General features: G+C 40.9%; 23 protein-coding genes. 19 read left to right on the top strand and 4 right to left on the bottom strand.

The window, feature by feature from the left end; genetic code table 11:
* Positions 1–42 precede the first annotated feature (42 nt).
* Entirely contained in the window at positions 43–942 is a 900-nt protein-coding gene (locus AUR67_RS19105; protein ID WP_058586428.1) for a LysR substrate-binding domain-containing protein, read from the top strand.
* On the opposite strand, the gene AUR67_RS19100 is transcribed toward AUR67_RS19105, so the two are convergent.
* Entirely contained in the window at positions 925–2,115 is a 1,191-nt protein-coding gene (locus AUR67_RS19100) for a flagellar assembly protein FlgT (protein WP_058586427.1), read from the bottom strand. The two genes, AUR67_RS19105 and AUR67_RS19100, sit on opposite strands and share 18 nt — an antisense overlap.
* A gap of 110 nt (positions 2,116–2,225) precedes the next feature.
* On the opposite strand from AUR67_RS19100, the gene AUR67_RS19095 reads away from it, so the two are divergent.
* Positions 2,226–2,684 carry an LPP20 family lipoprotein gene (locus tag AUR67_RS19095; RefSeq protein WP_054562225.1) on the top strand — a complete coding sequence of 153 codons (459 nt, stop codon included), beginning with the start codon at positions 2,226–2,228 and terminating at the stop codon, positions 2,682–2,684.
* A 114-nt stretch (positions 2,685–2,798) separates the two neighbouring features.
* Here AUR67_RS19095 and flgN read toward each other — a convergent pair whose 3' ends face one another.
* From flgN to flgA, 3 genes are all read right to left on the bottom strand, one after another.
* Positions 2,799–3,230, bottom strand: a complete 432-nt coding sequence (flgN, locus tag AUR67_RS19090) for a flagellar protein FlgN (protein ID WP_058586426.1) — start codon at positions 3,228–3,230, stop codon at positions 2,799–2,801.
* Positions 3,223–3,543, bottom strand: coding sequence for a flagellar biosynthesis anti-sigma factor FlgM (gene flgM / locus AUR67_RS19085; RefSeq protein ID WP_054553314.1), 321 nt, complete (start codon positions 3,541–3,543; stop codon positions 3,223–3,225). The genes flgN and flgM overlap by 8 nt, the downstream gene beginning before the upstream one ends.
* Positions 3,544–3,621: 78 nt before the next feature.
* A complete protein-coding gene (gene flgA, locus AUR67_RS19080; protein ID WP_058586425.1) occupies positions 3,622–4,326 on the bottom strand; it encodes a flagellar basal body P-ring formation chaperone FlgA in 705 nt (234 codons plus the stop codon).
* Between the two features lie 142 nt (positions 4,327–4,468).
* On the opposite strand from flgA, the gene AUR67_RS19075 reads away from it, so the two are divergent.
* The 17 genes from AUR67_RS19075 to AUR67_RS18995 all read left to right on the top strand — a co-directional run bounded on the left by AUR67_RS19075 (position 4,469) and on the right by AUR67_RS18995 (position 21,664).
* Complete coding sequence (locus tag AUR67_RS19075) at positions 4,469–5,401, top strand: chemotaxis protein (RefSeq protein WP_058586424.1); 933 nt, start codon at positions 4,469–4,471, stop codon at positions 5,399–5,401.
* Positions 5,402–5,422: 21 nt separating this feature from the next.
* Complete coding sequence (locus tag AUR67_RS19070) at positions 5,423–6,253, top strand: CheR family methyltransferase (protein WP_054562221.1); 831 nt, start codon at positions 5,423–5,425, stop codon at positions 6,251–6,253.
* A gap of 135 nt (positions 6,254–6,388) precedes the next feature.
* Complete coding sequence (gene flgB, locus AUR67_RS19065) at positions 6,389–6,799, top strand: flagellar basal body rod protein FlgB (RefSeq protein WP_054562220.1); 411 nt, start codon at positions 6,389–6,391, stop codon at positions 6,797–6,799.
* 2 nt (positions 6,800–6,801) lie between these two features.
* Positions 6,802–7,233, top strand: a complete 432-nt coding sequence (flgC, locus tag AUR67_RS19060) for a flagellar basal body rod protein FlgC (RefSeq protein WP_058586423.1) — start codon at positions 6,802–6,804, stop codon at positions 7,231–7,233.
* Positions 7,234–7,246: 13 nt separating this feature from the next.
* Positions 7,247–7,927: a flagellar hook assembly protein FlgD gene (locus AUR67_RS19055; RefSeq protein WP_058586422.1), complete on the top strand. Its 681-nt coding sequence runs from the start codon at positions 7,247–7,249 to the stop codon at positions 7,925–7,927.
* Between the two features lie 51 nt (positions 7,928–7,978).
* Positions 7,979–9,346, top strand: a complete 1,368-nt coding sequence (gene flgE, locus AUR67_RS19050) for a flagellar hook protein FlgE (RefSeq protein WP_058586421.1) — start codon at positions 7,979–7,981, stop codon at positions 9,344–9,346.
* 160 nt (positions 9,347–9,506) lie between these two features.
* Positions 9,507–10,271: a flagellar basal body rod protein FlgF gene (locus AUR67_RS19045; RefSeq protein WP_058586420.1), complete on the top strand. Its 765-nt coding sequence runs from the start codon at positions 9,507–9,509 to the stop codon at positions 10,269–10,271.
* 21 nt (positions 10,272–10,292) lie between these two features.
* The gene (flgG, locus tag AUR67_RS19040; protein ID WP_054553306.1) at positions 10,293–11,081 is read left to right on the top strand and encodes a flagellar basal-body rod protein FlgG; all 789 of its coding nucleotides are present in this window, start codon (positions 10,293–10,295) and stop codon (positions 11,079–11,081) included.
* A 15-nt stretch (positions 11,082–11,096) separates the two neighbouring features.
* Complete coding sequence (gene flgH / locus AUR67_RS19035; protein ID WP_054562216.1) at positions 11,097–11,780, top strand: flagellar basal body L-ring protein FlgH; 684 nt, start codon at positions 11,097–11,099, stop codon at positions 11,778–11,780.
* Between the two features lie 12 nt (positions 11,781–11,792).
* Positions 11,793–12,887 (top strand): flagellar basal body P-ring protein FlgI, encoded by a 1,095-nt coding sequence (locus AUR67_RS19030; protein WP_054562215.1) that lies wholly within the window; start codon positions 11,793–11,795, stop codon positions 12,885–12,887.
* Between the two features lie 194 nt (positions 12,888–13,081).
* The gene (gene flgJ / locus AUR67_RS19025; protein ID WP_058586419.1) at positions 13,082–14,050 is read left to right on the top strand and encodes a flagellar assembly peptidoglycan hydrolase FlgJ; all 969 of its coding nucleotides are present in this window, start codon (positions 13,082–13,084) and stop codon (positions 14,048–14,050) included.
* Positions 14,051–14,063: 13 nt separating this feature from the next.
* A complete protein-coding gene (gene flgK, locus AUR67_RS19020; protein WP_058586418.1) occupies positions 14,064–16,073 on the top strand; it encodes a flagellar hook-associated protein FlgK in 2,010 nt (669 codons plus the stop codon).
* A 2-nt stretch (positions 16,074–16,075) separates the two neighbouring features.
* Positions 16,076–17,308: a flagellar hook-associated protein FlgL gene (gene flgL / locus AUR67_RS19015; RefSeq protein WP_058586417.1), complete on the top strand. Its 1,233-nt coding sequence runs from the start codon at positions 16,076–16,078 to the stop codon at positions 17,306–17,308.
* Between the two features lie 347 nt (positions 17,309–17,655).
* Positions 17,656–18,621, top strand: coding sequence for a flagellin (locus AUR67_RS19010; protein WP_058586416.1), 966 nt, complete (start codon positions 17,656–17,658; stop codon positions 18,619–18,621).
* Positions 18,622–19,053: 432 nt separating this feature from the next.
* On the top strand, positions 19,054–20,025 hold the full coding sequence (locus AUR67_RS19005; RefSeq protein ID WP_058586415.1) for a flagellin: 972 nt from the start codon (positions 19,054–19,056) through the stop codon (positions 20,023–20,025).
* Positions 20,026–20,187: 162 nt separating this feature from the next.
* Positions 20,188–21,153, top strand: coding sequence for a flagellin (locus AUR67_RS19000; RefSeq protein ID WP_058586414.1), 966 nt, complete (start codon positions 20,188–20,190; stop codon positions 21,151–21,153).
* A gap of 88 nt (positions 21,154–21,241) precedes the next feature.
* A complete protein-coding gene (locus tag AUR67_RS18995) occupies positions 21,242–21,664 on the top strand; it encodes a flagellar protein FlaG (protein WP_058586413.1) in 423 nt (140 codons plus the stop codon).
* Positions 21,665–21,674 lie beyond the last annotated feature (10 nt).

The raw sequence follows: 21,674 nt of genomic DNA, 5'->3' as shown, positions 1-21,674 counted from the left end.
GTTTGTATTAGTATGATAGGTAAAAGCTATTGGTGGTGTGATATGAATTTAAAAGACTTTGAATACGTAAAAGCGGTTGCGCAATATAAGCACTTCAGAAAAGCAGCTGATGCTTGCTATGTCAGCCAACCGACATTAAGCGGGCAAGTTAAAAAGCTTGAACAAGAGCTGGGAGTTGTTATTTTTGACCGCTCAACTAAACAGGTCACGTTGACTGTGCAGGGTGAACAACTTCTTAAGCAGATCACACTGATCCTAGATCAAACCCAAGTGCTTAAAGAAATAGCCGCCAGCTCACATGACCCACTAAAGGGTAAAATCAATGTAGGTATTATTCCTACCATTGCACCTTATTTGCTGCCAACACTCTTAACTTCAATGAAGCAGGCCTTTAGTGAAACCCAGTTTTCATTTATAGAAATGCAAACAGCGCAAACGCTGGTGGCTCTTGATAATGGTGAGATTGATATTGCAATTGTTGCTGATGTGGCTGATTTAGCGCCTTATCATGTGTCACCGCTTTATAAAGAAGACTTCTTAGTTGCAGTTTCTGAGCAACACGCTTTAGCACAACATAGTGAAGTTGCCTTAGCTCAATTACATGAATGTGACTTATTAATGTTAAACGAAGGGCATTGCTTTAAAGAGCAAGCTGAGCAATTTTGTTTTTCAGCAGGGGTTGAAGTCTCGAATCAATATAAAGGTAACAGTATCGAAACCTTACTCGCGCTGGTGGCAATGAATGACGGGGTAACCTTTGTTCCTAAGCTTGCATGTACACCACGTGAAGGAGTGAAGTACTTAGCTATAACACCTAATCAGCAGCGCCAAGTTGTCATTGCAACTCGTAAGCACTACCCGCACATAGCAGGTGTTGAGCAATTAGCTAACTGGCTAAATGCTCATGAAGGCCTACAAGCTCATTTACTCGCTAGCAGCTAATTCAACAATATCGTTAATTTGAATGTTAGGCAGTGGTTGCTTATCTATACTCATGGCAACCGCTGATTGCTGATAAAGCTGAGTCACTTTTACCTGGTTAAGTGTGGTGATTTTGTGCGGGAGCTTATTACCCTGTGCATCCGTTAGGTAATTATGATGGGCAATATTTAAAATTTGCCCTTGCTCAAGCCCATGCGCCTTACCCAAGTTGATGATTAGCCTGCCGTTTTCTATATGCAGTATTTTACCTTGCGTGGGTAAGCAAGCCATAGCTGCTTGCAAGTCATAGGTTAGGGTTTGGTTTATATCGCTAATAGCTTGGCCATAGTCAGTTGCCCAAAATCGGTCGCTATATACATCGATGATCTCAGTCTTTTTATACGGCCAAATACCTTCTGTTTGGTAGCTTTTTTGCCAGAGCTTTTCGTAAGTGGTGCCATCAAATAAGACGTAATCTACTTTGTATGCACGCTTGAAACTATCATCTTGCCAAAATGCATAATCGTTGTTGATCTTATGGTTAACCGATAAATCACGAATACGGCTCAGTAATACATATTGCGAGTTACTGCGGCTAGTGATCTCTTCAAGTAGTGCATTACTGTAATCGTATTGCTGAGTGAAAAAATGATCTACTCGCAACGGCATATTGTAATAGGCTGTCGGTTTAGCTGCCATTTGCGTATTACTTAAGTTGGCATATAAGTGTTCACTAATGGCTTTGTTTACGTCAAAAATTTGGCCCATACGCGCTTGCTCGCGATTGGCGAGCTGGCTTTGTGTCACGGCAATAAATTTGGTGTATTGGTTTGCAGGGCATTCTTCTGCTTGAGCAAAAATATCGAGGCGAAGAGTTATGGCATAGGTGTCGTTATGGCGGTCTTCGCTGATCAATTCTATTTTCTGGATTTCACCATGGCTGCTTATTTTCAGCTGATCTTGCGTCAAAACCCCGTCAACTAGGGTCTGTACAGAGCTTACTCGAGCGCCAGAAAACACTAAGGCCTGAGTTATGGCGTCTTTAATGGCGGCAGATTTGGCTTGGCTAGTATCGCCATTTTTTACAACGGCATGGCCTGTAGATTCAAACCACTGCGCTAAGCTATTGTTAGAAAACAAAATTGTAAAGGCTAAGCCAAGGCTTTTTAAGCTGGCTATTGTTTTATTTTTCATGCTGACACCTAGCATTAAAACCAATGAATAACCTAAATGAGCAAGGACTGTACCACAGTGGCATTAAACGTGCATATTTGTAGCCAAAGAGTTTTAAGCGGAAGCAAATTATGCGAGCACTTCTATTCGGTGGGCTGGTTGCCTGCGCAGCATTAACCGGCTGCAGTAGTATTTTTGATAAACATGTAGAATACACTTACATTGAGCCAGATAGCTACCCAGTGCTAAAAGCCGTGGGTTATGCGCCAATTAGTGCTCAACCAGGTAGCAATGAATCGCAGCGTACTCTACTTGCGATTAAAGCCTCAAAGCTTGAAGCTTACCGGGAGCTTGCTGAGCAAGTTTACGGGCAAAGAATTTCCGCAGGCACTACAGTGCAAAACAGCATTGCTCATAATGATCAATTACAAAGCCAAGTACAAGGTGTGATCAAAGGTGCACAGGTTATTAAAACCTATGCAGTAGGGGATACCTACGCAACTGAATTACAGCTTGATATGAAGCGAGTGCACGATTTATACATCGGCGAAGTAAAACCGCGCCAAGTGAAAAAAGTAACATATTATTAGGTGCAACTTAGTCTAGTTGTAACCTATTGGCTTGCCGCATAAGTCCAGCAAATTCTGCAAGCATTAAAAAAGCGCGATAACATTAGTTATCGCGCTTTTTTAATGAAATAGTATTTAGGCTTTCAAGTTGTGAACGATTTTCTTATCGCCTTGAATCACGCTGCCGCCTTGGTCGTAGGTCATCGATGATGGTGCACCGATTAAAATATCTTTAAGTTGCTTAACACTCAACTGTGCTTGATGGGCCGCGTGAGCGTTTACATCATTTTTCTTCTTGCAGCTTGCTAGGAGAGTATTTACTTGCTTAATAAGTGCACTTACTTCGCCATCTTGCGATTCGTTGTGCGCAACAAGCTTTTGCACTTCTTTATCAATGGTTTGAATTTGTTGGAGCAAAGAGATTTTTTGTTGGGCAATACTCTTTAATCCATCACCACGCTTTGCAGCAATGGCTGTCAACTCATCATCTAACAGCGCAGCAATAGACTCCAAGCACGAAACTTGTTGTGTTAATTTGCTAGCTATTAAATGATTATGATCAGCCATAGACATCAAACTCGAATGCAGCGATGTTCTTTGCTAGCTTTTCAGCATCAATTTGGTATTTACCTTCACTGATTGCTTTTTTCAGCTCAGCCACTTTATTGCTATCAAAGCCAGATGATTGCTCTGCTTTTTCTTGCAAAGATTTTAGCTGTTTAGCTTGAGGAGTTAAGCTCACAGAATCTGCACTTGCTTTTGGTGCGGCCGATTTTGCAGCGGCTGCATTAGCATTATCTTTTTGTAAATCAAGCTTTTTTTGCTTGGTATTTGTCAACACAGAAGGCTGTTGTTGACCATTATTGACATTGCTTACCATAATTTTGACCTATACATTACCCAACATATGCCTTTATATCGGCGGGCACAGCGGATACTTTAGCATAAATATAAAAAATTAAATATTTACTTGTACAGACTCGACCCCATCCACACGTGCATTTAATACTTTACCTGATTTTTTGTTTTTTACACGTACTAATTCGTCTAACGTGCCATCTTCTAGAGCAATTCCGGTGGTTTTAATTCTTAAGCCGCGTAATGAAGCATAGATAGTTACATTATCGCCTTTACAAACCATACACACTTGGCTCATTACAATCGGACTACCATCACGCAAGTTACGCTTGCTGCGACTGCCAATAAGTATAGCCTCATCTTGAACATATTGCGTTCTAACAAATTGCTTAGGTTTCATTTCTAGGCGTAAATGTTCAGGGCGAATGACCTCTCCGCGGGCTAAATTAGTGGTAACAACAACCACAGGTTCGAGCTCAATAATGCGCACGTGAACGTATTGAGTCCAACTATTTAAGTCTTGGCACTTAAGTTGTACAGTTACCTGCCGATTAAAAGGAGGCTCTGTTGGTAACTCTTTGTTAATTGGTGACTCACATAACCTCTCAGGAATGCGACTATCTAATGGTAAAGCACTAATTTGAGGTGTGGTGTCCAGATCAGGGAGCTGCTCGCTAACAAAATCGATGGCGATTTGTTGAAGTTGCTCGGTATTATAAACTTCTGCCTGTAGTTGTGTTGTAAACAACAGGCTAGTAAGAAAATAAAAAACACTGTATCTTCGGCTTTTTTTTAACAAACTCATATTGTTTCGACTATGCTTATGGTTGAAAACAAGGTATAAATATTTTGCGTCAAAAAACAGACGCTTTGTAACCTTATGTAGCTTTAACACAAAGAAGGCAATTATTGTTCCAGCTCTGATTGTTTATCTTTAGGAGATTGAAATGGCAGGCATTTTAGACTCAGTTAACCAGCGTACTCAGTTGGTTGGGCAAAACCGCCTTGAATTACTATTATTCAAACTCAGAGGGCGACAACGCTTTGGTATTAACGTGTTTAAAGTAAGAGAGGTTCTGCAATGTCCACCACTTACTAACATGCCTAAATCAAATGCGTACATTCGCGGTGTTGCGCATATCCGTGGTCAAACTATCTCTGTTATTGATTTATCGATGGCTGTAGGTGGCCCTGCAATTGAGAATATTAAAGACAGTTTTATCATCATTGCTGAGTACAACCGTTCAGTGCAAGGGTTTTTAGTTGGTGGTGTTGAACGCATCGTTAATATGAACTGGGAAAAAATAATGCCGCCGCCTTCGGGAGCCGGACGTTATTCTTACCTAACTGCAGTCACTGAAATTGAAAACGAGTTAGTTGAAATTCTCGATGTAGAAAAAATCTTGAATGAAATTTGCCCGGTTAACACTGAAGTGAGCGCTGAAGTAGTTGGCGAAGGCGAAATTCAGCGTGATTTAGGTGAGCGTATTGTCTTTATTGCTGACGACTCTGCGGTAGCTCGAAATCAAGTCAAGCGTGCACTCGAGCCGCTTGGGGTTCAGACTGAGCTTGCTAAAAACGGTAAAGAAGCATTATTACGCCTACGTGAGATTGCTAAACTTGATTGTCAAAATGATATTACCGAACGCGTTGGCCTCTTAATATCTGATGTAGAAATGCCAGAAATGGACGGTTATACACTAACCGCTGAAATTAAGGCAGACCCAAAATTATCACCTCTGCATGTGATCTTGCATACCTCGTTAAGTGGGGTGTTTAACCAAGCAATGATCGAAAAAGTGGGTGCCGATGATTTTATTGCAAAATTTAACCCAGATGAATTAGCGACAGCTGTGAAAAAGTGGGTTCATTGTGATTAATTATTTATAGGTGGTATTACTTTGGAAAATAAGCATTTACAACAAAGCGAATACGATCAATTCCGCTCTTTTTTAGAGCAGCAATGTGGCATTGTGCTAGGCGATAATAAACTTTATTTAGTTAAAAGCCGCCTTGCGCCACTTATGGCTCGTTTTAATGTTGAGTCTTTATCACAGTTGGTAAGTAAAACACTGAGTCCTCATGAGAGGCAGCTTCGTGCCGCTGTGGTTGATGCGATGACGACCAATGAAACGCTTTGGTTTCGTGACCAATATCCGTTTGAGTTATTGAAAACGAAACTCTTTCCTGAACTTAAAGATGTACGTAGGCCACTAAAAATATGGTCAGCGGCAAGTTCATCAGGACAAGAGCCATACTCTATTGCCATGTCGGTTGCCGAATTCCAGTCAAAAAATCCAGGTGTATTGAAGATGGGTGCGCAAATTATTGGCACTGACATTTCTAATACTATGCTTGATATGTGTAAGAATGCTGAATATGACTCGCTAGCACTTGCTCGTGGCTTGTCGATGGAGCGTCGTCAAAAGTTCTTCAAGGACAGCGGTAATGGAATGGCTCAGGTAGTTGACCCTATCCGTAAAATGGTCAGCTTTAGACATTTAAACTTACTCGATTCATATGCCCTAATGGGCAAGTTTGACATTATATTTTGCCGTAATGTGTTGATTTACTTTTCACCAGAAGTAAAAGCTAAAATCATTTCGCAATTTGCTCAAGCATTAAACCCGAAAGGTTACCTGTTTTTAGGTGCGTCAGAATCAATGGCCGGCTTAAGTGATAGCTTTGACATGGTTCGTTGTAACCCAGGTATTATCTATCAAAAAAAGTAAACTTTCCTTAGCAACCTAGTCCTTAGGTTGCTAAATTTATCGATTTTTCAGTCTCTTATATAAATTAAATCACTCCTAAATTTTTGGCTTAGCTTTTGCATTAACCACTACAGAGTCAATTTTTTGGAGATGGTTATGGCTATCAGTTTTGATAAAGCATTTGGTGTTCATCCTCATGCGATGTTGATCCGTTCACAACGCGCTGAGTTATTAGCGACAAATATCGCTAATGCTGATACGCCGGGCTATAAAGCGAAAGATATCGATTTTGCCTCGGCATTAAAAGCGGCAAAAAGCAACCAACAAGGCGGCAATAGCATGGTAAGAACCGATGCTAAACATATTGCCGGGGGCAGTCGTTTTGTTGGCAGTGCAGAAATGTTTCGTACGCCAAATCAAGCAGATACAGGTGATGGTAACTCAGTCGATATACAAGTGGAACGAAACTTGTATGTACAGAACTCATTAGAGTATCAGGCAAGCCTGCAATTTATGAGTAGTAAAATTAAAGGCCTTAAAAAAGCCCTCGGTAGTCAAGGAGCTTAATCATGAGTTTGTATAATGTTTTTGATATTTCAGCAACCGGTATGAGTGCGCAAAATGTTCGCTTAAATACCACAGCCAGTAATATCTCGAATGCGAATACGATTAGTTCTAGCCAAGATCAGACATACCGAGCGCGCCATCCTGTTTTTGCTGCAGAGCTGACTAAAGCGTCATCATCACAAAGCAATCCTCAGGGCTCTTCTGTTGGCGTTAAAGTATTAGGTGTTGTAGAGAGCGATAAACCTCTGCAAATTGAATATAACCCGAACCACCCAAGTGCGGATGAAAATGGTTATATCTACAAACCTAACGTTAATGTTGTAGAAGAAATGGCAAATATGATTTCAGCCTCTCGCTCTTACCAAACAAATGTGCAAGTTGCTGATGCAGCTAAGCAAATGTTAAGTAAAACACTGTTGCTTGGGCAGCGGTAACCGAGGATAAGTTATGAGTAACGACATCAGCAGTGCGTCATCCACGTATTTAGATAATTTACGTTGGCAAGACAATCAAAATAAAACAGAAGAGAAAGATGATACTTTAACGCAAGAAGACTTCTTCTCACTTTTAACACAACAGTTGTCGTTTCAAGACCCAAGCAAGCCAGCTGACAACGATCAAATGATTGCGCAGATGACGAATTTCACTATGGCTGAGGGTATTTCAAACTTAAATGAGAAGTTTGAATCACTGACTGCATCAATGACATCTAACTCTGCGTTACAGGCTTCAACGCTCGTTGGTAAGCAAGCGTTACTTGAGTCTGACACCATTGATTTTGACGGTGAAAATCTCGCAAAAGGCTCTGTGGTTGCAGAGACTGCTGTTGAATCTTTAACGTTGAGGATCACGGATTCATCGGGTCAGTTAGTACGCACCATGGAACTTGGTTCGCAATCAGCGGGTGCACTTCGTTTTGAGTGGGATGGCAAAGATAACGATGGCAATGTACTCCCAGAAGGTGAGTATGACATCAGTGCTGAAGGCTTTGTCAATGGAGACTACAGCAGTATGCCTATGGCGACCTTTAAGAATATTGAAAGTGTCAATATTAATGGCGCAAGCGGCATTATCGTAAATACAAAAGAGGGTGCGGTTAGGCTAACTGATATAGCTGAAATCGCATAAGTAAAAAAGGTTTGGGTTAGCTTAGGCTAAGAGATAGGTTAGAGGTGAGTTATGAGCTTCAATATTGCATTAACAGGCTTAGCAGCCGCGCAAAAAGATTTAGACGTTACAGCAAATAATATTGCTAACGTTAATACTACGGGCTTTAAAGAGTCTCGTGCAGAGTTCGCTGATGTATACGCATCATCAGTATTTAGTTCTGGTAAAACAAAAAATGGTGACGGTGTAAGAACGACAATGGTGGCACAGCAATTCCACCAAGGTTCGTTATCTTTCACAAATAACTCTCTTGACTTAGCGATCACTGGTGAAGGTTATTTTGCAATGGCAAATGACCTAGGTGCGCAAGACTTCACATATACTCGTGCAGGTGCGTTTAAATTAAACCAGGATAACTTCATTGTTGATGCAAGCGGTAACTACTTACAAGGTTTCCCTGTTGATGAAGCAACCGGTGATACCACTTCTGTAAGCTTAAGTACATCTTCGGCGTTACAAATTCCTGATGCGTCAGGTTCACCGCGTGCAACCACGAATGTTTATTCATCATTTAACCTAGATTCACGTGCCTCTGCGCCAACAGTGACACCGTTTGATCCTGAATCAAGTGCTACATATAATAGTTCAACATCAACAACTGTGTATGATTCATTAGGTGAGCCACATATTTTACAGTTCTTCTTCGTTAAAACTGATGCAGCTGTGACAGGTAATGACAATGAGTGGCAAGTATACGCCACACTGGATGAAAAACCATTTGATGCAAGTGGTGTAGAGCAAACAACAACGCCTTATACACCACTAACTACATTCCAATTTGATTCAAGTGGTTTACCACTTAACACGGATGGTGTTGCTAATACTGATGCATCATTTAACCCATTAACTTTACCAAATGGCGCAGGCGCTGCGACAGGTTTATCTGACTTACTATCTAATGGTGCTAGTTTCCCTGATGATGTAACGATGAACTGGCGTGATGAAGCGGCAACAGCGAACAAAGTACCTACTCAATATGCTAGTAACTTTGAAGTAAAAGCACTTGAACAAGATGGTGCGACTGTAGGTCGTCTATCAGGTATCGATATCGGTTCTGACGGTAAAATTGTTGCTTCATACAGTAATGGTGACACTTCATTCTTAGGTCAAGTTGCCATGGTACGCTTTTCGAACTCACAGGGGTTACAACAAGTGGGTGATACTTCTTGGAAGAAGAGTTTAACGTCAGGTGAGCCTATTGCTGGCGAACCAGGTTCAGGTACCTTGGGTTCAATTAACTCATCTGCGCTTGAACAATCAAACGTAAACCTAACTAACGAACTTGTTGACTTGATTAGTGCGCAGCGTAACTTCCAAGCAAATTCACGTGCGCTTGAGGTTAACTCAACACTACAGCAAAACATCCTACAGATCCGTTAATTTTAACGGTTCTAAGCTTAATCCGACACGAAGGCTGCTCCCTCTATTGGCAGCCTTTTTTCATTCTAATTATTCATTTTTCTCTTCTATTTTAACGTCAATTTTACTTTGGCACTTTTATTGCATTTCTTAGTTATCGTATTTTTAGTGAGTCAATGTTATGGACAAAATGGTCTACATTGCCATGTCGGGTGCTAAGCAAAGTTTGCGAGGTCTTGAACTCAAGGCCAACAACCTTGCTAATGCTAACACCACTGGCTTTAAAGCTGATTTTGCACAAGCTCGCTCTATGCAAGCCTTCGGTGAAGGTCTGCCATCTAGGGTGTTTGCAATGCAAGAACGCCCTGGATCTAATATGGAATCGGGTGGTTTTGTTGAAACTGGCCGCGAGCTTGATATCGCGATGAGTGACCGTGGTTGGTTGAGTGTACAAGATGCATCAGGCAATGAGGCGTACACCAAAACTGGCACATTAAACATTACTCCAGATGGCGCGTTGATCACTAGCCATGGCCGTCAAGTAATTGGCGAAGGTGGTCCAATCATTTTGCCATTACCTATCGAGAAAGTTGAGTTTAGTGAAGACGGTGCTATTCAGGTTCGCCCACAAGGAGCGCCAGCAAACTTTTTGGAAGTGGTTGATCGCTTAAAAGTGATTGAGGCTGATAACACTCAGCTTGAAAAAGGTAATGACGGTTTATTTCGACCAAAAGAAGACATGTTGATCAATGACCTTTGTGGTTTTTGTGATATTTCACCAAACGTAAAAGTACTGTCGGGAACGCTTGAAATGTCGAACGTAAACCCAGTGCATGAAATGGTCGATATGATCAGCAATCAACGCCAATTTGAATTACAAGTTAAATTGATGAAAACAGCCGAAGAGCTCGATGAGCGTCAAGATCAGCTGTTACGCATTGTTTAAGATGACTGAGAGGGTAGAGTTATGAATCCTGCATTATGGATCAGTAAAACCGGGCTTGACGCCCAACAAACCGATATTTCGGTGATCTCAAATAATCTCGCGAATGCCAGCACGGTAGGCTATAAAAAAAGCCGCGCCGTATTTGAAGATTTACTATATCAAAACATCAATCAACCAGGTGGTCGTTCATCTCAAGACACTGAAATGCCATCGGGTTTAATGCTTGGTGCAGGTGCCAAAGTGGTAGCTAACCAAAAGAACTTTTCACAAGGTAACATGCTTACCACAGAAAATTCATTGGACTGGATGATCTCAGGCCCAGGCTTTTTTGAAGTGCAATTACCAGATGGCAACATTGCCTATTCACGTAATGGTCAATTCACCACTGACGAAGATGGCCGTATTGTGACCTCGGGCGCAGGTTTTCCATTACAGCCAGAAATGAACGTACCAGACGATGCACAATCAATTACTGTTTCGCAAGACGGTGAAGTGTCGGTACGTATTTCAGGTCAAGCAGAGAATGTGGTAATTGGTCAGCTAACAATTAGTGACTTTATTAATCCATCAGGTCTTGAGCCTATGGGGCAAAACTTGTATACCGAAACCGCTGTGAGTGGCGCTCCTGTGCAAGGGAACCCAGGTATCGATGGTTTAGGTACTGTGGTTCAAGGTTCACTAGAAACGTCTAATGTGAATGTAACAGAAGAGCTTGTTAACTTGATCGAAACGCAACGAATTTATGAAATGAATTCAAAAGTGATTTCAGCGGTTGATGAAATGCTTAGTTACATCAATCAACAGCTTTAATGGGTAGGAGGCAGCATGCGTAACATTATCTTAGTCACATCGGCAGCATTAATGCTGGGTGGTTGTATGACAACGCAAAATCATCATGTGGTTCAGGATGACCCTTACTATGCGCCTATGTATCCGGAGCCAACAACAGAGCCAATGGTACCAACGGGTTCGTTGTTTGATAGTTATTCAGCAGATGACTTGTACTCAGATAAAAAGGCATTGCGCGCTGGTGATATCATCACGGTTAAATTACAAGAATCAACGCAAGCCACCAAAGCCGCTAAAACCGAAACCGATAAAGAAACGGACGCTAGTTTAGACCCTGTTATTGGGCTTGGTGGCAATCCGGTGAATATTGGTGGTGATAGCATTCAGTTTGGTATTGGTTCTGGTGCATCGTTTAAAGGTGATTCAAAGTCTAACCAATCAAATAGCTTATTTGGTGATATTTCTGTCAATGTGATGCGTGTTTTACCTAATGGAAACTTGGTTATTCGTGGTGAAAAATGGCTCACTTTGAATACCGGTGAAGAATTTATTCGCCTTGAAGGCTTAGTTCGTCCTGAAGATGTTCAAGCAGATAACACGGTCACATCAAACCGTATTGCTAATGCGCGAATTCAATACTCAGGTAAAGGGCAAATTCAAGAAACGCAAAGTGCAGGTTGGCTGTCTCGTTTCTTTAGTAGTTCGCTTTTCCCATTTTAGAGGAATAAAGTCATGAATGGGTTTAAATACATCATCGCTCTTTGCTTAATTAGCCTGCAGTTTTCTGCACAGGCTGAGCGAGTCAAAGATGTATCTATGGTTGAGGGCGTGCGCGCAAACCAATTAGTGGGTTATGGTTTGGTTGTCGGTTTGCCTGGCACAGGTGAACAAAGCCGATTTACTCAACAAAGCTTTAAAGCCATGCTGAATGGTTTTGGTATTACCTTACCTGATAGCTTAAAACCTAAAATTAAAAATGTTGCAGCTGTGGCTGTGCATGCAGAGTTACCGGCATTCAGAAAACCCGGTCAAACCATTGATATTACGGTTTCGTCTATCGGTAGTGCGGGTAGTTTACGTGGCGGTACCTTATTACAAACCTTCCTGAAAGGGGTTGATGGCAATACCTATGCAATTGCACAAGGCAGCTTAGTTGTAGGAGGTCTAGGTGCTGAAGGGGCAGACGGTAGCCGTGTAATTATTAACACACCCACAGTGGGCCGTATTCCAAACGGTGCCATTGTAGAGCGTGCTATTAAGAGCCCGTTTATGCAAGGTGACTACATTACCTTTAATTTAAATCGTCCTGATTTCACAACGGCTAAACGCTTAGAGCAAACAATTAATGATTTAGTGGGTCCTGACAGCGCTCAGGCAATCGATGCAGCTTCAGTACGAGTGTTAGCACCGCGTGATGCATCTCAACGTGTTGCTTATTTGTCGACACTTGAAAACTTAGAGTTTAAGCCAGCAGACACAGCAGCAAAAATTATTGTTAACTCGCGCACAGGCACAATAGTGATTGGCAAAAACGTGAAGCTACAGCCTGCAGCTATTACTCATGGTGGTTTAACAGTCACCATTGCTGAGCAGCAAAATGTGTCTCAGCCAAATGCTTTAAGTGATGGTGAAACCACGGTTACCAATCAAAGCATTATTGATGTGAACGAAGATGACTCACGTGCTTTTGTATTTAATCCAGGTGTTAATCTTGATGATCTTGTGCGTGCAATCAATGAAGTTGGGGCTGCACCGGGTGACTTAATGGCAATCCTTGAAGCTTTAAAAGAAGCGGGGGCGATAAACGGGCAACTGGTTATCATTTAAATTAAAACGCGCTTTCGAGCGCGTTTTTTGTTTTAGTAATTCTTAAATCGTTCAGTGTATAAACATCAGCCAAAATCTTGGCTCTGAAATTACTCCATTCCTGTATCAGTTATTAGCCATTCATTTATAAAGTTTTTTATTGGCGCAATTTTTGCATTTTAATTTTCATTATTAACTATTGTGTCAAAAAGCTGATGGATACTAATCATCTCGACAAGCAAAACTTTTTTGATTTAGGCAACTTAGACTCATTACGTCAAAATGCCTTAAAAAGTGATGCCTCTAGCGATGCGTCAAAAGAGGCGCTGAAAAAAGCGGCGGCACAATTTGAATCTATCTTCACTCAGATGCTGCTTAAAAGTATGCGTAAAGCAAATGAAGCGTTTGAAGATAAAGACAGCCCATTTAATTCAAGCGGCGTTAAATTTTTTGAAGAGATGCATGACCAACAAATGTCGGTTGAGCTTTCATCAAATGGCTCGTTGGGTCTAGCTGACTTGATTGTTCAGCAGCTCTCGCCAGACGGTAAAGAGTTTACACCAGGTTCTGTACTTAGAACGACGGCTGACTTTGATAGTGATAAACGCGCAAGCGGTGTCCTTGATAGCACTACTGAGGCTAAGGCTAAACCACAAGCTGTCGAGGATACATCAGCGAACGAGCAATCAGAAAACCGCTTTGAAGATGCTGAGTCTTTCATTAGCTCTGTTTGGGAGCACGCTAAAAATGCGGCTGAGAAAATTGGCTTAAACCCAGCTGTGATGGTTGCTCAAGCAGCACTTGAAACGGGCTGGGGTAAACACATCATCAGTAAAGCTGATGGCACAAGTAGTAACAACTTATTCAATATTAAATCGGATAGGAGCTGGCAAGGTGATAAAGCAAGCAAAGTCACGCTTGAGTTTGAACAAGGTGTGCCAGTTAAAAAGCAAGCAAGTTTTCGCTCTTATCAATCGATTAAAGATAGTGTGAACGACTTTGTGGATTTTTTAAATGAAAACCCACGTTATCAAGAAGCACTTAATAATACCGCAGAACCTGCAGCCTTTTTAGATTCGTTACAAAAAGCAGGCTATGCAACTGATCCAAATTATGCCGATAAAATTAAGCAGGTATTGAAGCGCGTTGAGCTTCAAAGCGTCGCTGCTTCATTGGTACGTTAAGGAGTAGACCCTCATGTCATTTAGCTTATATGACATAGCAAATGCCGGTGTAAGAGCTAACTCTGAGCTTTTACAAACCACCAGTAAAAACATCGCCAACGTTAATACCGAGGGCTATGTGCGTGAGCGTACTGAGTTCACAACCATGATCGATAACCAAGTCGGCCGTGGTGAAACGTATCGCTTACTAAATGAATTTGCACAAAAGCAATTAAATAGAGATACCTCTAATAAAGCGTTTTTTGATCAGTTTGTAACTGAAGCAAGCCGTGTAGATAGCTTGTTTTCAGAAGAGTCAAACAGCTTATCAACGAGCGTCAATTCGTTTTTTAACAATGTTCAAGAAAGCTTAAATCAACCGTCATCAACAGTAGCTCGTTCACTGGTCATGACGGATGCACAAAATTTGATTGATCAAATGGACAGATTATCGAGCATTGTGGTTGACCAAAAAGCAGTAGTAAATGAGCAGCTAGAAATCTTTTCAGATGAAGCAAATAACCTGATCCAAAATATCAGTGATTTAAATACCAAGATTGCTTCGGTTCATGGTACTGATCGTGAGTCAGTATCAAGTGGTTTATATAATGAACGTGATAAAGCAATTCGTGACTTATCTGAGCTGATTGATATTGAAACACTCGATGGTAATAACGGCGAGAAACAAGTGTATTTAGGCTCTGGTCAAGCACTTGTCATGCAAAGTGGCACATTTAACCTGTTTTCATTCAGTGGCGATCCTGATCCGAACTTTAAAGAATTAAAACTTGATGTAAACGGTGGCAAAGCCGTGCCGCTTGAAGTTGATGTGAGTAAATTGAAAGGCAAAATTGGTGGCTTACTGGCATTTCGTGACGATATTTTAGTGCCAGCGCAAAACCAACTTGGTCAAATGGGCTTAGCATTAGCTGATGCCTTTAACCAACAAAATAGCTTAGGTATGGACGCCAATGGTGAAATTGGCGGCGATATTTTTGCTATTCCAACGGTAGATGCGTTTGGTTATCAAGCCAATACGGGCACATCAACAATGACGGCAACCCTTGAACCTGGTAAAGGCAGCGAATTGCCAGCAAGTGATTTTATTGTGACCTATACAAGCGCAACCACTGTTGAGATTCAGGCAATCGATAATAAAGGTGAACCCATTGGCACCGCATCTACAGCAAATGTGACTGCCGGTGTGATTGACTCATCAACTATTACAGGTGGTGAAGCGTTTGGTTTACAACTCAACGTATCAGGTGCTGCAAATACTGGTGACCAATTTATGGTTAAGTTGAACTCTCAGGCTGCAACTAGCTTAGAGCTTGCAACTGAACGTCCTGAAGATTTAGCGTTAGCATCACCTATTCGAACTGCGAACGATATCAATAATACCAGTGATGCAAGTATTTCTGCTGGCACAGTGTCCGATATTGACAACTCAACAGGTATTACCGTGGGTCCCCCACCGAGTTTGGCGAATGGCGATATAACGTTAGTGAAAACGGCGAATGCTAACGAGTATCAAATTACAGATGGTAACGGTACATCGACGTTTACCATTACACCACCTGCTGAGAATATTCTTGCTCAAGCAGGAGCGCCTTACGATACCTACGGCTTTGACTTTAATATTGAAGGATCACCTGCAACAGGTGACACCTTCACAGTAGAGTTTAACACTGGTGGTTTTGATGATAACCGTAATGGTTTGCTATTGGCCGATTTACAAAATGGTGAGCTAGTGCGTCAAAATGTTGAAGCAAGTAGTACAGCCGATAATCATAAAACGTTTAATCAAGCCTATTCAGGTATTGTCACTGATATTGGTGTAGTGACTAGTCAAGCCCAAACGAATGGTGCGGCCTTTACAGCATTGGCTGATCAGTCTGAAGCTTGGTATGAATCACTATCAGGTGTAAACCTTGATGAAGAAGCGGCAAATTTACTGCGCTTTCAGCAATCATATGCAGCATCAGCCCAGGTCCTTTCAACAGCACGTACTATTTTTGACACCTTATTAAGTGCGGCGAGGTAATTATGCGTATTTCAAATAACATGATGTATAAGAATAACCTTAATTCTATTCTTAACTCACAGCAAAATGTAAACAAAGCGCAAGAGCAGGTTAATACCCAAAAGCGTGTATTAACTGCTGCTGACGATCCTTCCGCAACGGCTCGCGCGTTACTTTATAACGATCGCATTCAGGGTAATGAACAGTTCACAAAAAACATTACTATGCTGAATAGTCGCCTAACGACAGAAGAAAGTGTGCTGCAAAATATTAAAGGCGCACTTGAGTCTGCTTATACTTTATCTATTCAAGCTGGTAACGGTGCCTATAGTGATATCGACCGTGAAGGTATTGCTGAAGAAGTTAAAGCATTGCAAAGTACGGTACTTGATTTGATGAATGCAAAGACTGAAGACGGTAAATTTATCTTTTCTGGTTACCAAGATAATACTCCGTCTTACACCTTTAATAGTACTTCTGGACGCTATGAATATGGTGGCGATCAGGGGCAACACAAGATCAAAGTAGCTGAAGGTGTAGAAATCAAATCAAGTGACAATGGTTTTGATACATTCGAAAAAGTAAATGCTCGACTAAATGTGGCATCAAACGACGGCACTGTGTCAGGCGGTATCACAAGCTCAAAAATTTATGTTACTGAGCAAGCTGATTTCGATAAATTCCATCAGGCTAACTTCAACGCTGATCCTGCTGCAGCGGCAAATGCCAATACACTAAGCTTTATTACTACCACAGGCACACCTAATACATTTGTTGTGCAGCAAGCAGGTGTAACTATTGATAGTGGTAATTTTGAAGATGGAAAAATTCAGTATCAAGGGATGTCAATTTCTGTTTCACCTGTTGCAAATGGCCAAGTTGATGTTGACCTTGAAGCGCCACAAAAAGAGAATGCGTTAAATACCTTGGATGATCTGATACAAGGACTAACCAATCCTGATTTAACTCAAGCAGAGTTTGATCAAGTTTTAGCGGATGCCATTGTACAACTCGATAATGCCAAAAATCAGGTTTCTCTTATTCAGGCTGGCTTAGGTGGTCGCTTAAATACGGCCAAGAAAATCGAACAGTCTAATAGTGATTTAGATACCAGTAATAAAGCAGCAAAAGCTGAGCTTGTTGAGCTTGATATGGCTGAAGCGATTACTGAACTCACCAAACAAGAAACATCACTGCAAGCTGCCCAAGCAACATTTGGCCGTTTGGCTAACCTATCATTATTTGATTACTTATAATTTTTATAGGTTAAGCTCATTTTAAGAGCTTAACCTATAAAATCTGCCTTAAGTTTCCTACTTTAAAAGCGCTTTTAGCTCACTCTTTATTGTGTTTTTACCCTCGTTAACACATCGTGATAGCGGCTTTAAAGGTAACCAGAAGCCATGTTTAGCTAAAATTTTAAATTATTTTTCTTTTAAAAATAGCATGTTAAGTGAAAATTTAAAAATTGTTTAAAAATTCACTAAAGGATTTTTTGAGCGGACCGATAACTTAATTAACCAAGCAGAGTAACAAATGACAGTTACCGCTTAATTAGAGTAAGTTTGAGAGTAAATGATAAGTTTACTTCGGGAGAAATATCATGGCACTTTATGTAAATACAAATGTTAGTTCATTAAACGCTCAAAGACAATTAATGAATTCTGGCAACTCACTTGATACATCATTCAAGCGTTTATCATCAGGTCTTCGTATCAACAGCGCAGCTGACGATGCGGCTGGTCTACAAATTTCTGACCGTTTAACATCGCAAATTAACGGTCTTAACCAAGGTAACCGTAATGCGAACGACGGTATCTCTTTAGCGCAAACAGCTGAAGGTGCGCTAGACGAAGTAACAGCAATGTTCCAACGTGTACGTACGCTTTCTCAACAAGCAGCAAATGGTTCAAATACCGATGAAGACCGCTTAGCGATTCAAGAAGAGATTCGTTCACTGATGTCTGAGGTGAATCGTGTTGCTGAAGATACAACTTTTGGTGGTCAAAATCTACTTGACGGTTCATACGATGCAGAGTTCCAAGTGGGTGCAGATGCTGTACAAACAATTGGTTTCAGTATGCAAAATGTAGGCGGTTCAGCTACGGGTTCTATGTCTGCAAATGGTGGTTTTACTCTTTCAGGCATTGCGGGTATCGCAAGTGCAGTAACTGGCGACCGTTTATCTGGACTAGCTGAAGGTGCATCAGATATTGGTGGTGCAGCATTAGCAACAGATACATTTGCTGCTGCTTATATTGCAACAGCTATAAGTGTATCAAGCCAAGTAAATGCGCAAGTGACTTTAGCAGGTATGGACGCGCTTATCGCAGTAGTTGATAAAAAACGTGCTGAGCTTGGTGCGGTACAAAACCGTTTCCAATCTACTATTCGTAACCAATCGAATATCTCTGAAAACTTAAGTGCAGCTAAGTCACGTATCAAAGACACTGACTTTGCTCAAGAAACAGCTAACTTAACTAAGATGCAAATCTTACAACAAGCTAGCCAAACAATCTTGAGTCAAGCTAACCAACGACCTCAAGCGGCGTTAAGCCTACTAGGTTAATAGTTGAGGGATTTAAGTTAAGGTGAAGTCAAAACTTTGACTTAAAAGAAAAGCGCCTTTGTCTAATGGGGTATTAACAAAGGCGCTAAGATAGGATTATAAAGCGGAGGCGCTCAAAATCCTGACAGTAGTGTTCTAACATTTGTAAGAACATAAAATATAAAGCACAGATTATGCCATAATTTGTGTTATTAAACCCACTCTTAAACTTATCTCTCTTAAGGCTCCTACATGGAGCCTTTTTTCATTCCTTTTTTAAACTAAATTAATTGTTGGCCTATTAATTGCTCTGTTTACTTCAAGTTAATTAACTAATAAGCAAAGTGGCAGTATTTTGCCCCAGGCGACTTAGATTTGCCGCTATAAGGGTCACTTTGTCAAATTCACTTTTTAAAAGTGACTTTACTTTGACAGATAAGAAGAGAGTTTATTATGGCTTTATATGTAAATACTAATGTTAGTGCATTAAATGCACAAAGACAGTTGGATAGAACAGGTACAGATCTAGATAATTCATTTAAACGTTTATCATCAGGTCTACGTATTAATAGTGCAGCTGATGATGCTGCCGGTTTACAAATATCTGACCGTTTACAATCGCAAATTCTAGGTCTTAATCAGGGAAATCGAAATGCTAATGATGGTATTTCACTTGCGCAAACTGCTGAAGGTGCGATGGATGAAATTACATCAACATTCCAACGTATTAGAACACTATCTCAACAGGCTGCAAACGGCTCGAATACTGATGAAGACCGCTTAGCAATCCAAGAAGAGATCCGTCAATTATCAGATGAAGTAAATCGCATAGCTACAGATACAACATTTGGTGGTCAAAACTTATTAGATGGTAGTTATTCAGCTAGTTTCCAAATTGGTGCGGATGCAGTTCAAACCATTGGCTTTAGTATGCAAAGTGTAGGTGGAACTGCTGCAATAAATAGTTTATCAGCTGATGGAGGCTTCACTCTTTCAGGTATTGCAGGTATTGCAAGTGCCGTTGGAGGGCAGCAACTTTCAGCTTTAGCTGAAGGTGCATCAGATATTGGTGGTGCAGCATTAGCGACTGATAGCTTTGACGCTGTTTTTAGAGCCTCTTCAGTTTCTGTTTCAACTCAAGTAAATGCTCAATTGGTTTTTGCTGGAATGGACGCGCTAATCGCTGTTGTAGATAAAAAGCGTGCAGAGTTAGGTGCTGTGCAAAACCGTTTTCAATCTACGATTCGAAACCAGGCGAACATCTCGGAAAACTTATCAGCTGCAAAATCACGAATTAAAGATGCTGATTTCGCTGCAGAAACGGCTGCATTAACTAAGAACCAAATTTTACAACAAGCAAGCCAAACAATTTTAGGTCAAGCAAATCAACGACCTCAAGCGGCTCTAAGCTTATTACAAGGATAAAATTTAAAAATTAGTTAAAAAATTTACAAATAAAGCTAAAGCTTTCGCTTTATCAGACGATAACTGATTTAGAGAACTATAAATCTAGGACTCTAAGTCGGTTAAATAGCAGGGTAGGGGTATCCCGCTGTTTAGCTATAAAATGATAAAGCGGAGGCTATTATGGCTATCTATGTAAATACTAATGTGAGTTCTTTGAACGCACAGCGCCAGCTAATGAAATCTGGCAACTCTTTAGACACTTCATTTCAGCGCCTTTCGTCAGGTTTACGCATTAACAGCGCAAAAGACGATGCGGCAGGTATGCAAATTTCTAACCGTTTAACTGGTCAAGTTAATGGTTTAAATCAAGGTAACCGAAATGCGAATGACGGTATCTCTTTAGCACAAACTGCAGAAGGTGCACTTGACGAAGTTACTTCGATGTTCCAACGAGTGAGAACTCTTGCTCAACAAGCATCTAATGGTTCGAATACTGATGAAGACCGTTTAGCCCTTCAAGAAGAGATTCGTTCATTAATGTCTGAAGTGAATCGTGTCGCCGAAGATACTACTTTCGGTGGTCAAAACCTTCTTGACGGTTCTTTTGATGCTAATTTCCAAGTCGGTGCTGATGCAGTTCAAACAATCGGCTTTAGTATGCAAAACGTTGGTGGTTCTGCAACTGGTTCTCTTTCTGCGAATGCTGGCTTCACTCTTTCTGGTATTGCGGGTATTGCAAGTGCAGTAACTGGTGACCGTTTATCTGGCCTAGCTGAAGGTGCGTCAGATATTGGTGGTGCAGCATTAACGACAGATACATTTGCTGCAGCATACATCGCGACAGCAATAAGTGTATCAAGCCAAGTAAACGCACAAGTGACTTTAGCTGGTATGGATTCACTTATTGCAGTAGTTGATAAAAAGCGTGCGGAGCTTGGTGCGGTTCAAAACCGTTTCCAATCTACTATTCGTAACCAATCAAATATTGCTGAAAACTTATCTGCTGCACGTTCGCGTATACAAGATACAGATTTCGCAACTGAAACAGCTAATTTAACTAAGATGCAAATCTTGCAACAAGCAAGTAGCTCAATTCTTAGCCAAGCAAATCAACGTCCTCAAGTAGCGCTTTCACTACTAGGCTAATATTTGTTTTATAAGCCACTTTGGGTTGCTAGGAAATTTACTCTGAAGTGGCTTATACTTAATAAGTAAGATATTAAGAGGTATTACTATGATAGATCTTAATTCAACGCAAAGGTCTAATGATAACCTTACTACTAGTGGAAATTCTGCAAATTTAAAAGCTGAAATTGATGATATTAAAGCAAGTAAAGGCACAGAAATTGCTGGTAGAGAGCCTGTGGATATTGAGCAAGTTTCTAAACAAAATGAGCAGAGAGATAAAAACGATCTAATTGCTGAAGTAAAACAAAACTTAGAAAAGCTTAATAGCTATATCCCAGTCACATCAACAAATTTAATTTTTGAATTTGATGAGATGGGGGAACCGCCTATTATCAAAGTTCTTGATAAAGAAAATGATGAGGTAATTCGAGAAATTCCAACCGAAGAGTTTCGCGAAGTGGCTAAAGCTTTAGAAGAGTTTGCCGATAAATTAAGCAATAGAGGTTTGTTGTTCGATAGAACCGCATAAAGTTAGCATT

The sequence above is a fragment of the Pseudoalteromonas sp. XI10 genome, from assembly GCF_001469895.1.
Classification (GTDB): Bacteria; Pseudomonadota; Gammaproteobacteria; order Enterobacterales; family Alteromonadaceae; genus Pseudoalteromonas.
The sequence above is the reverse complement of the archived record's forward strand: the minus strand, read 5'-3'. Positions and strand labels throughout refer to the sequence as shown.